The following is an 11,294-nucleotide window of genomic DNA, read 5'->3' as shown; positions in this document are numbered from 1 at the left end:
GAATTAAGAGGATTGAATGGGGTCAAAGACCACTTGTCTTATGTATCTAGCAAACAAGAAGCCTATTCTAAACGCAATGTAGCGAAGTATCTGAAAAAAGCAATCGAGCAATATCTACCTACGGTTAAAAGGCAGGACTTATGATGAGTGAAAAGTTAAAGACAATCAAAGAGCTTGCAGATGAGTTGAGTGTTACAAAACAAAATATTCAATATCACTACCAAAGGTTACCAAAAGAATTACAGCTTAAAAGTTCCAATGGGTCTAATCTAATAAATTCTAAAGCAGAAAAAATAATTTTAGGTAAAGTAGAAAGTGGTAGCAAATCAAATACAAAAGACCAACAAATAGGTAGCAAAGAAAATTTTGAAGATGAAAAATTAGATAATCCCTTTATTAATAGATTAATCAAAGAAGTTGAGTATTTGAAAATAGACAAGGATAAAATCATATCTACCAAAGACCAACAAATAAGTAGCAAAGACCAACAAATAGAAAAACTAACTAATTTGTTAGACCAACAACAACGATTAGCCTTGCAGGATAAAAAGTTGCTAGAAGAGTACAAGGCGGAGAATGATAACCTTAAAGCTCTTAAAATGCCCTCACAGGAAACAGAATTCAAACACTTAGACAATCAATATAAAGATGAAGTGAACGCTCTTAAAGAGAAGTTGGAAAATTTGCAGGAACAAATCAAAGATCAAAAAAGGATAGAAGAACAAGAAAAACCAAGAAAATGGTGGGGACTATGGCGAAAATAGATGATTCAGTTAAAAAGAAAGTTCCAGAATTAAGGTTTCCGGGATTTACGGATGATTGGGAAGAGCGTAAGTTAGGAGAATTATCTAATATTGTTGGTGGTGGAACACCAAGTACATCGAACCCTGAATACTGGGACGGTGATATTGATTGGTATGCACCAGCTGAAATTGGAGAACAAAGTTATGTTAGTAAAAGTAAAAAGACTATTACTGAACTAGGTCTAAAGAAGAGTTCAGCTCGAATTTTACCAGTAGGAACCGTCTTATTTACTTCTCGTGCTGGTATCGGAAACACCGCTATATTAGCCAAAGAAGCTACAACTAATCAAGGGTTTCAATCAATTGTTCCTGATCAAAATAAACTTGATAGTTATTTTATTTTTTCAAGAACTAATGAGCTCAAGCGATATGGGGAAGTCACCGGTGCAGGTTCTACTTTTGTTGAGGTTTCAGGTAAGCAAATGTCGAAAATGTCGATTATGGTACCTGAACTTTCAGAACAACAAAAAATAGGCTCATTCTTCAAACAGTTAGATGACACTATCGTTCTTCATCAACGTAAGTTGGATTTACTCAAGGAACAGAAAAAAGGCTACTTACAAAAAATGTTCCCTAAAAATGGTGAAAAAGTTCCTGAATTGCGATTTGCGGGGTTTGCTGACGATTGGGAAGAGCGTAAGGCTAAGGAAATGATAAAAACTCATCATTTTCGTTCATATTTAGCAGAGCCCAATGATGTTGGAAATTATGAAGTTATTCAACAAGGAGACAAACCTATTGCTGGATATGCTAATGGAGAACCGTTTGAATATTTTTACGATGTAACTTTATTTGGAGACCATACTGTTTCTCTATTCAAACCAACAAAACCGTTCTTTATAGCTACTGATGGAGTAAAAATCATTAGTGCGGATGAATTTGATGGCAGATATTTTTATGTGACATTAGAACGATATAAGCCAGCATCACAGGGATACAAGCGCCACTTTACGATACTCAAGAATGAAGATATTTGGTTTACAACAAACAAAGATGAACAGGTCAAAATCGGAACCTTCTTCAAACAATTAGACGAGACTATCGCTCTTCATCAACGTAAGTTGGATTTACTCAAGGAACAGAAAAAAGGCTTTTTACAAAAAATGTTCATTTAAAAAAATTAGGAGTCTAAACTATGGCAACTATACAAAAATATTTAAAGATAATTGCTAACATTTTTTTGGTGATGATAAGTATCTTACTAATCATTAGTTCATACTCCTCATGGAAAGAACAGAGAGAGTTTTCTAGAGGAGAAAAACGTATGGCTATTGCAAAAATTAAAGTGGATAGTCATCATGTTAAAACCTATAATTTCTCAGAAAATCCCTATGGAGTAGATGCTTATCAGTCAAAATTTAGAAATGGGGATGCAGTGAAAATCTATTTTCTAAAGCATAAACCATATGTCGTTTCTGAAAATCCTTATATAGTCCACTCAGCGCTTGAAATTATTGCTCCAATAATCTGGAGTGTCATATTAGGAACTATTCCAATATATAATATTTTAAGAAAAAAGGAGTAATCTATTATGGAACAAAAAAAACCAAATTTTATTAGAAGTATTAAGCAAACTAGCCTCTTTATATTAGGATTAATGGTGTTGAATGTATTAATAAAATTACTGTTTAATCAAAGTGATTTTCAAGACCTTAAAAAAGATTTTTTAGCATTGGACAATCGAGTATTAGGTATTTTTATTTTCTTACTTGTAATAATAGTCGGATGGATTATAGTCTCTCTCATTATTGGAAGTATCTACTATGTCATTCAAACGATCAAATATAAAAAAGTTGATTAATATCAGGGACTATATTTAGATAATAGCCCTTGATAAATCTTATTAAAACAGCACCCATTATCTACTAGTTAGATAACAGGGGCTGTTTTTTTGTAAAAATGATATAATACTCCCTAGATAGGAGAAAACGTATGTCTAGACAAAAACGATCGATCAAGGAAAATAATGATAAATTAAAAGTTCAATTAGCACTACTCCGTAGCTATGCGGTACAATTTGACTCAGGTATGATTCATATGGCTTTGCCAATGGCCACACAGGTTCGTGTATTAATACATCAAACAGATTCTTCCAATTCACTATTACATCAGCTAGATTTGGAAAATAAACTTAAACTTTGGCATTCACCTCACAGCAGTTTTTCTCGACATAATTTACTACCTACTTGGGATTTGTTGATGATGTCGATTGGAAGTGAGGGGGCCTCTTATCTTCCGTTAGGAAGTAAGGGGGTATTTAACAGACGTCGAGATGATGATAATAATGTCATGCCAGAAATATTTTTCCCCCTAGAATTGTGGTGGAATCAGACTGTCTTCTCACAAGGGTCTGATTATGTTTCGCGAAAAGATATTGTATGTTTCATAGCCAATAAAGATGGTGGAGCTCATGTAGATAAAGAAAAATGGCCTATTGACAAGTATAAAGAATCTCAACTATTGGGATTTTATAATCAAAACGGAGATTCCCCTGATGGAAACCCTTTATACGCTGCTATGCGTCAAATTGCAGAAGAAATATTGGTATCATTTGAAGTATTTGAATCTAGTTCTATACGAGTAACTCCTAGTTTTAAACAAGCAGTTGAATTTTTTGATCTCTCAAAGCATGAATCTAATAAGCATTTATATTTTAATTTTTTGAGAGATCGCAGATATAAGTCGAATGATCAAAGTAGCTTTCAAATTAAAGATTTTTCATTTAAATATTATGACTACAATAAAAATAATTGGTCATTCATTGACAAAAGTGCACCAAGTATAGGCAAGGAATGTTATATTGTTGAGGTTAAATAGATATGCACCAAATCGTTCTACCCATCAAAGATTCAAATATCTTAAAAATGGTTCAAGATACACTCCTTGATAGCTTTCGTGCTGGACGTCGTAACTATACGATATTCCAAGTGGGGAAAGCGACCTTGTTAAGAGTAAGTGATGTCATGAAATTAAAGAAAACAGATGTCTTTAATCTTGATGGAACAGTCAAACAAACTGCATTTATTCATGATCAAAAAACAGGTAAGGGAAATACGTTATATTTAAAACCTGTCCAACAAGATTTAATGCTTTATCATGCATGGCTCATCCAACAAAACATGAATTCAGAGTGGTTATTTCCTTCAACTTCTCACCCAGACCGTCACATCACCGAGAAGCAATTTTATAAGGTCATGGCACGTGTTGGTGATCTTTTAGGCCCAGCGTACACATAACCCCCTAAAATCCATATAAGAGATTTGAACTTTATTTTTTGTTATATAATCCATAAACAAACAATATTTCTATTCTTTGTAAGCCTCATAAACGCTCGTTTAGGGCTTTTTTAGTTTCTTCGCACATTTGAGTTTATAGAATATCTTATTAAACAAACTCATATGTATGCATAACTTAACAGTTTTGCATATGATATTAAATTGTGATAAAATCAACTCATGTGGATGTGCAAATATTATATGCGAATCAAAGGAGCGAAATATGGTAAAAAAAGAGTATCTTAGTCGAAAAGATTTAAACAGTAGAGAAACTTTAGCATATGAATATATGCTTGACGGATTGAGTCTTAAACGAATAGCTAAGTCTACGGGTTATCAGTGGAATACGATCAAACGTTTTAAAAGCCTTTGGTTTGATAATGAAGGTAATTCAAGATTGGAGAAATTTTAATGATGAAAAAGTCAGGGGAGCTATTACAGAATACGCTTATTCCGTTTTTAAAGGGTACTTTTGATAATTATCAGGAAGAACATCAAAATAGTGAGTATGAGAGTTTTTCTTTTAGCATTAATCAATATAGTTTTCGTAATAGACTTGCTAAGAAAACACCGACTAAAAAGGGATATTTCGTTGTTTTCTGGGAGAAAGATAATAACAATAAAAATAAAGCATTTGATTATAAAAACAGTCCTGATTTTTTAATTGTTAATGTGTTTGATAATGAACACAAAGGACTATTTGTATTTCCGAAGTCAGAGTTATTAAAGCAAAAAATATTAAGAACATCTCAAGTTAAAGGAAAAATGGCAATACGAGTTTATCCTTTATGGGAACAAAGTTTAAATAAAACAGCTGAAAAAACACAACAATGGCAACTGGATTATTTTATAGATTTATCTTGTAAGACTGTAGATTACAATAAATTAGAAGATATCTTAAAACTAGGTGAAGTACAATGAAATATGGTTATGCAAGGGTTTCAACAAATGAGCAAGATTTAGCGAATCAATTAGAACAGTTAAAGAATGCTGGGGCAGAAAAAATTTATAGTGAAAAATACACAGGAACAAAACGTGACCGCCCCAAACTCGATGAATTGCTTTCTATTCTTTCAGAAGGTGATGAATTAATTGTCGCAAAACTAGATAGACTTTCGCGTTCTGTCCAGCAAGGAACAGAATTAATTTCAGAGCTACAAGAAAAGGATGTTGTTGTAAATATTCTTAATATGGGAAGAATTGATAGGACCCCCAACGGTAGCCTTATGTTGAATATGTTTTTAGCCTTTGCGCAATTTGAACGAGATATGATTGTTCAAAGAACCCAAGAAGGTAGAGAATATCAAAGACAACATAACCCAAATTATCGAGATGGTCGAAAACCAAAGAAAACAACGCAACAGATTAAAGAAATACTGGACTACTTAAGAGTTCATACGTATACAGAAACAGCTCGATTGTTTGAATTGGATAAGTCAACAATCGTGAGATATAAACAAAGGTATGGTCAAAATAAAAAGTAAAGGAAACAACATTTTATCACCTTACCAATAAGGAGGCTTAATATTTGGGCGCATATAAACTGACTTCATCGGCACAGCAAGAAGCATTATTATCTTTAGATAAACTATCAAAGGATGAGTTTCAGGGATATTTTAGCTTTTCACGGTCGGATGTGAAGTTTATTCTCTCTCACAGAGGTGTTGAAAACAGATTAGGAATCGGTCTGCAGTTGTGTCTTGCTCGATATCCAGGAATTTCTTTAAATTCGGTTGATAAAGTATCAAAATCTTTAGTTGAGTACGTTGCTGACCAACTAAAGATATCAACTATAGACTTAGATAACTATTTAAGTAAGAAAAATACCCCCTTAGTGCATTTAAAGAAAATTTGCAGACACTATAATTATTCCCTATATTCTTCAAAAGCATCGGATTATTTGAAAAATATTCTAAATGAAGCGATACAAGAAAATAATGATGAACTTTTTCTAATTAATTTAGCTATTTATCGATTAAGAGAACAACATATCTTACTTCCAGAACTTTCAGAGATCGAACGTTTGATTTCAACTATTCGACAGAATCACGAAAAATATCTCTACAAAAAAATAATTGAACTTTTGTCTGAGAATCAAAAGGAACAATTAGATAGCTTACTAGTAGTAAATTTGGATACCAAAAAATCTAAACTAGCCTGGTTGCAAGATATTAGTGGAAAACCAAGTAAAGATACCATTCTATCAATTTGCGACCGGATATCGGTTATTAAAGAGTTGAAACTGGAGCAGTTAACATTTTCGTTTACCAATGAGAAGAGATTAAGTCAGATAGCAAGATTAACAGAACGATATCATGCTTTTGACCTACGCAGATTTGAAGAAACAAAAAGATATGCTTTGCTTGTAGTTTATTTAATTCGTTATAGAAAAGCTCTAATTGATTTGGCAATTGAAGTACATAATAAAATTGTACAATCAATTAAACGAAGTGGGTTACACAAGAAAAACGAAGAAAATAAAAAAACGGGCGAGCAATCTAACCGCATGTTAAAGCACTTTTCTCAGGTTGTTAGTATGCTGGATCACGCAATTTGTAATAATGATTTTCAAAACTTAGCCCGCCAATTAAAACAATCATTCGATTGGAACGAGCTGATTGAAGAAGGACAACAAGCAGCTCTAATTGCTAGTCCCAGAAAGAGAACTTATATGGGTTTAGTACAGTATAAAGCTCAATATATTCGAGGATACTTACCAAGACTAGTAGAAACACTTGATTTTAAATCACCTAGAATGGATGATGATGGTTTAATTAATGCGCTCAGATTAATTACTGTATTGAAGAAAGAAAACAAACGGAAAATACCTGTAGATATTGAATTAAATTTTGTTAAAAAGCCATGGCAATCTCTCGTCAAAAACCCAGATGGGACAATTGATCGTTCTTATTTTGAATTAGTTGCTGCTACTGAATTAAATGATCGACTTCGATCAGGAGAAGTTATCGAGCCTCAAAGCGTCTTACACCAGGAATTAGATAATTATCTTGTGAGTTCAGACGCCATGATGGGATCGCATACAATTCCAGATACTTTTAAAGAATATTTATCGTCGAGAATTGAAGTTTTAGAAGAACGACTAGAAGCTTATCAGAAACTTGGAAAATCGTTTGATAGACTTACTATTACTAAAAAAGAAAAAAATACTCCTGAAGAAGCTGAATATTACAAAAAATCATTGTACAAACTGTTACCAGATGTAAATCTTGTCGAATTACTTATTGAAGTCAATAACTGGACGGGGTTTATGGACGAATTTATTCATGAGGCCACCAAAGACTCAGCAAATAAAGAGGAATTAGAAGTATTATTTTCTACATTAATGGCTATGGGCTTAAACATTCGCTTTCAAGATATGGGAAAATCTACGCATATTACTTCCGCTCAAATGGCAAATGCTAAACAATGGCGTATGTCTCCTGAGTCTTTCAAACGAGCACAGTCAGTATTAATTAATAAGCAGATTACTTGTCCTTTTAGTGAATTTTGGGGTGATGGATCAAAGGCTTCCTCAGATGGTCTTCGCATGCAGCTAGGAGTTTCGTCTATTCATTCGGATTTCAATCCTCATTATGGAAATAAAAAAGGGACAACTATCTATCGTCATACTGCAGATAAATATATTTCGCATTATGTCGAAATGATCGCAACAAATCAACGAGAAGCTGCTAGTGCTATTGATGGTGCCATTGGACATGATACGGAATTAAATATTGAAGAACATTTTTCTGATACAAATGCTTATACTGACACCGCATTCGCGTTATTCCACTTGTTAGGATTCAAATTTGAACCACGAATTAGAGATATTGGTTCAATGAACTTATATACAATAAAATCTCCTGATCAGTATAAAAAAATGCAACCTCTAATTAAGCGCGCTGTCAATTTAAACTTAATAGAAAAGCATTACGATGAAATTAAACAAATCGCTTATTCCATTCAAACAAGAAAAACTAGCGCTAAAATAATTTTAAATAAGCTTGGTTCTTATGCTCGAAAAAATAAAGTCGCCCAGGCATTGAGCGAACTGGGAAAAATTGAGAAAACTATTTTTTTGTTGGAGTATGCGATTAATGAAGATTTACGAAAAGTAATCACACAAATGCTAAATCGTGGAGAACTTATTAATGATTTAGCCAGGGAGTTATTTAATGGTCAGAGAGGAAAGTTTATGGAGAAGGATTTTGAAAAGCAACTTCAAAGTGCAAGTGCTTTGAATATCCTGATTAATGCGATAAGCCTTTGGAATACTGTATATTTGCAACAAGCGTATAACTATTGTAAAAATAGCGAACCAGAAATAACGAAGTATTTAGAGTATACGTCTCCTATAATTTGGAGACACATTAATTTGTTAGGAGAATATAAAATTGATTTAACTACTTTACCCGAAGAACTTCGCGAATTAAATCAAGGTAAGTAAAAAGCCTATCATTTTTAAAATGATAGGCTTTTTACTAAGATTCAGTGATAGAAAAAGACCGATAAATCAATAATATAATCTCTTATATGGATTTTAGGGGGTTATGTGTACGCTGGGCCTTTTAGGAATCAACTATCTAGGGACGCATACCATGCGTAAAACAGGCGCTTATCGGGTCTATACCCAGTCAAACTATAATATTGGCTTAGTGATGCATTTATTAAACCATTCAAGTGAAGCCATGACTTTAACATATCTTGGATTAGATCAAGCCAGTCGAGAAACGATGTTAGACCAAATTGATTTTGGGTAATGAATGTTTAGAACTTAGTAGTCGTCCAAAAACGACTACTTTTTTTTGTTGAATCGTACGAGGACGATTCGATGCTTTTGACTTGTAAGAACAGGATTGAATGAAGCCATACTGTTCGCATATTTTTAGTGGATGAACAAACAAAATACGAGAGATTTTTTGTTCGTTCATCCATGGATTTAGATAAAAGAGGGACGATTTCTGAAGAAGAAAATCGTCTCTCTTTTTCTTCTTTTTGTATGACAAAAAGAAAGATCTTTTGCCCATTTTATTTTTATAAAATGGGTAGGTGGCGTTTGCGTAAAGCAAATCGACACAATCCAAAGGGGATAAAAGGGGAAAGTGAAACTTCCCCCTTTTCAAGCCACATTGTAATACAAGAACGAAGTACTTTGTATTACAATGTGATAGCTTGCAGTATTTATGGGTTTATATTTTCTATTTTGTTGTGAGGATTGTAACCGAATAGGGCGCAATGCTTATTACAAAATCAATGACAAAGGGCGATTGAGGAATGAGCGCTGAGGCATTTTATCTTTGAGGAAGTTTTTGATGGATCAGAAAAATGTATCACAAATTTAAACAAAGACTCACTCATTTAAGAGATGCTACTAGCATGAAATTTTGTTGTTGCGATAAGCAACCTCTGATACACGATTTTTAGCCATTACATCACTCTTTTTTTACGAAACAAGCCGACCAGCGTTTGAAACTTTTTAGTTTTTCATCATTCTATTTTAAAACGCTCTAAAACTCGATTTAAGCGACTTTAATTCGAAACTGTCTATTTGTTCAAAGGGAGCATTAAGAATGCTTAAACGAGCTTTTAAGTGGGTTTAAATTGATTTTGAATTGAATAGCTTGTTGTAAGTTGTAAAAAAAACAAGTTAAACAAAGTATCGGTTTTTCATTTAAGGGTTGTTAGGGCTTGCCCTGACCGTCTGTAAGACGCTTGATTGCATGATATGAGTATTTAGCTAGTCAAACAGTTAAAACAGCTTATATGAGCAATTAGAGGGAATCCAATAAATTCCTAAAAGTGGTTTAGATCTTTTCTTTTAGCGAGTGAACGAAGTGAACGCTGCAAGTAAAATGTGAGCGTGGTTTTCGCTCACTCCTTTTTTGATGATTTTGACCTTGATTTTAAGATTTTTAAACGGAGTGAAAAAAGGCGAAGCCTATATTTATTTATCTTATATATTTTAATCTTTTATTCTTTTGCGTGAAAAAAATGTCAGTGTTTATAGGCTTATCCAAATTTTTATAGCTACTAAAAACTGTGTATATAGCTACTAAAAACTGTGTATATAGCTACTAAAAACTGTGTATATAGCTACTAAAACATTGAGAAAGTAGCTATAAAATGATATAATAAAAGCATAGAGAAAATTCACGGCAAAATGACTTTCTCTATGCCTATTTCAAACACACAAAGGAGCGTATTTTATATGTCTAGTATAACAGAAAAAGCAAAAAATCAAAAGCAGGTGCTAACCTTGAACGAACTCTCAAAACGTAAAGTCGTCGAGCATAACAGCTTGATAACATCAATCGCTAAAATGGATAAAACACCTCTCAAAATGTTTGAATTAGCGGTTTCTTGTATCAATACCGAAGAACCACCGAAGGACAATACCGTTTATCTCTCAAAGAGAGACCTTTTCGCTTTCTTTAAAGTATCCGATAATGACAAGCATCGTCGGTTTAAAGAAGCGGTTGAGAAAATGCAAAAACAAGCCTTTTTTCAAATCAAAGAAGAAGAAGGTAAGGGTTTTAAATTTAAAAGCATTGTGCCTATCCCTTACGTGGAATGGACAGATTATCATGATGAAGTAAAAATTGAATTTCATCGTGAAATTATGCCTTACTTAATCAATCTTAAAAAGAATTTTACACAACACGCTTTGTCAGAAATTTCTGAATTGAATAGCAAGTACAGCATTATCTTGTATCGTTGGTTATCCATGAATTACAATCAGTATGAACATTACAGCGCTAAAGGGGGACGGAGAGCCGACCAAGTAGAAAGCTACCGCAATCCCTCAATATCGGTTAAAGAACTAAGAATAATGACTGATACCGTCAATGAATATCAGCGATTTACCAATTTTACTAAAAAAATATTAGATATTCCCTTAAAAGAAATCAACGATAATACGACTTTTAAGGTGTCCTATGAGAAAGTCAAAAAAGGGCGTTCAATTGATTCTATTGTCTTTCATATTGAGAAGAAACGCATGGCAGACGATAACAGCTATAAGTTAGAAGATAAAGATTATCAATCCGACAAAGAGGAAAAATCAAGAAATGAAGCTGACTTATTAAAACAGGCAATGGAAAGTAAGTACACACGATTATTGATTGAAAACTTTCTCTTATCCCCTCTTGAAATGACGGACACGGCACTTATGGCAGGTTTGCAAAAGAACGTCTATCCGCTTTATGACGAGTTAAAG

General features: G+C 33.3%; 10 protein-coding genes and 3 pseudogenes. All 13 read left to right on the top strand.

Going from position 1 to position 11,294, the window contains the following annotated elements:
• A pseudogene (locus tag MHB61_RS13715) lies at positions 1-144 on the top strand (RepB protein); the annotation flags it as partial.
• Entirely contained in the window at positions 144-764 is a 621-nt protein-coding gene (locus MHB61_RS13710; RefSeq protein WP_137015761.1) for a DUF3450 domain-containing protein, read from the top strand. The pseudogene MHB61_RS13715 and the gene MHB61_RS13710, both read left to right, overlap by 1 nt.
• Positions 752-1,918 (top strand): restriction endonuclease subunit S, encoded by a 1,167-nt coding sequence (locus MHB61_RS13705; protein ID WP_340817590.1) that lies wholly within the window; start codon positions 752-754, stop codon positions 1,916-1,918. Before MHB61_RS13710 ends, MHB61_RS13705 begins: the two co-directional genes overlap by 13 nt.
• Positions 1,919-1,938: 20 nt before the next feature.
• A complete protein-coding gene (locus MHB61_RS13700) occupies positions 1,939-2,328 on the top strand; it encodes a hypothetical protein (protein WP_137016287.1) in 390 nt (129 codons plus the stop codon).
• Between the two features lie 6 nt (positions 2,329-2,334).
• Positions 2,335-2,604, top strand: a complete 270-nt coding sequence (locus MHB61_RS13695) for a hypothetical protein (protein WP_137016285.1) — start codon at positions 2,335-2,337, stop codon at positions 2,602-2,604.
• Between the two features lie 131 nt (positions 2,605-2,735).
• On the top strand, positions 2,736-3,620 hold the full coding sequence (locus tag MHB61_RS13690) for a hypothetical protein (RefSeq protein WP_137015757.1): 885 nt from the start codon (positions 2,736-2,738) through the stop codon (positions 3,618-3,620).
• Positions 3,621-3,622: 2 nt separating this feature from the next.
• Positions 3,623-4,033: pseudogene (locus tag MHB61_RS13685) on the top strand (tyrosine-type recombinase/integrase); the annotation flags it as partial.
• Positions 4,034-4,301: 268 nt separating this feature from the next.
• On the top strand, positions 4,302-4,490 hold the full coding sequence (locus MHB61_RS13680; RefSeq protein WP_003130770.1) for a hypothetical protein: 189 nt from the start codon (positions 4,302-4,304) through the stop codon (positions 4,488-4,490).
• Positions 4,490-4,999 carry a MepB family protein gene (locus tag MHB61_RS13675; protein ID WP_003130771.1) on the top strand — a complete coding sequence of 170 codons (510 nt, stop codon included), beginning with the start codon at positions 4,490-4,492 and terminating at the stop codon, positions 4,997-4,999. The genes MHB61_RS13680 and MHB61_RS13675 overlap by 1 nt, the downstream gene beginning before the upstream one ends.
• Positions 4,996-5,562, top strand: coding sequence for a recombinase family protein (locus MHB61_RS13670; protein ID WP_003130773.1), 567 nt, complete (start codon positions 4,996-4,998; stop codon positions 5,560-5,562). Before MHB61_RS13675 ends, MHB61_RS13670 begins: the two co-directional genes overlap by 4 nt.
• A 44-nt stretch (positions 5,563-5,606) precedes the next feature.
• Positions 5,607-8,525, top strand: coding sequence for a Tn3 family transposase (locus tag MHB61_RS13665; protein ID WP_137015753.1), 2,919 nt, complete (start codon positions 5,607-5,609; stop codon positions 8,523-8,525).
• A 112-nt stretch (positions 8,526-8,637) separates the two neighbouring features.
• Positions 8,638-8,838: pseudogene (locus tag MHB61_RS13660) on the top strand (hypothetical protein); the annotation flags it as partial.
• Between the two features lie 1,448 nt (positions 8,839-10,286).
• A partial coding sequence (locus MHB61_RS13655; RefSeq protein ID WP_340817589.1) for a RepB family plasmid replication initiator protein occupies positions 10,287-11,294 on the top strand: 1,008 nt, incomplete at its 3' end.

This window comes from Lactococcus sp. FSL K6-0773, assembly GCF_038006485.1.
GTDB classification, from domain to species: Bacteria; Bacillota; Bacilli; order Lactobacillales; family Streptococcaceae; genus Lactococcus; species Lactococcus lactis.
Note: the sequence above shows the minus strand (reverse complement) of the source record. Positions and strands in the feature narration are given on the sequence as shown.

Coding starts and splice junctions, on each gene's coding strand:
- MHB61_RS13710 (WP_137015761.1), top strand. CDS start 144: ATGAGTGAAAAGTTAAAGACAATCAAAGAGCTTGCAGATGAGTTGAGT.
- MHB61_RS13705 (WP_340817590.1), top strand. CDS start 752: ATGGCGAAAATAGATGATTCAGTTAAAAAGAAAGTTCCAGAATTAAGG.
- MHB61_RS13700 (WP_137016287.1), top strand. CDS start 1,939: ATGGCAACTATACAAAAATATTTAAAGATAATTGCTAACATTTTTTTG.
- MHB61_RS13695 (WP_137016285.1), top strand. CDS start 2,335: ATGGAACAAAAAAAACCAAATTTTATTAGAAGTATTAAGCAAACTAGC.
- MHB61_RS13690 (WP_137015757.1), top strand. CDS start 2,736: ATGTCTAGACAAAAACGATCGATCAAGGAAAATAATGATAAATTAAAA.
- MHB61_RS13680 (WP_003130770.1), top strand. CDS start 4,302: ATGGTAAAAAAAGAGTATCTTAGTCGAAAAGATTTAAACAGTAGAGAA.
- MHB61_RS13675 (WP_003130771.1), top strand. CDS start 4,490: ATGATGAAAAAGTCAGGGGAGCTATTACAGAATACGCTTATTCCGTTT.
- MHB61_RS13670 (WP_003130773.1), top strand. CDS start 4,996: ATGAAATATGGTTATGCAAGGGTTTCAACAAATGAGCAAGATTTAGCG.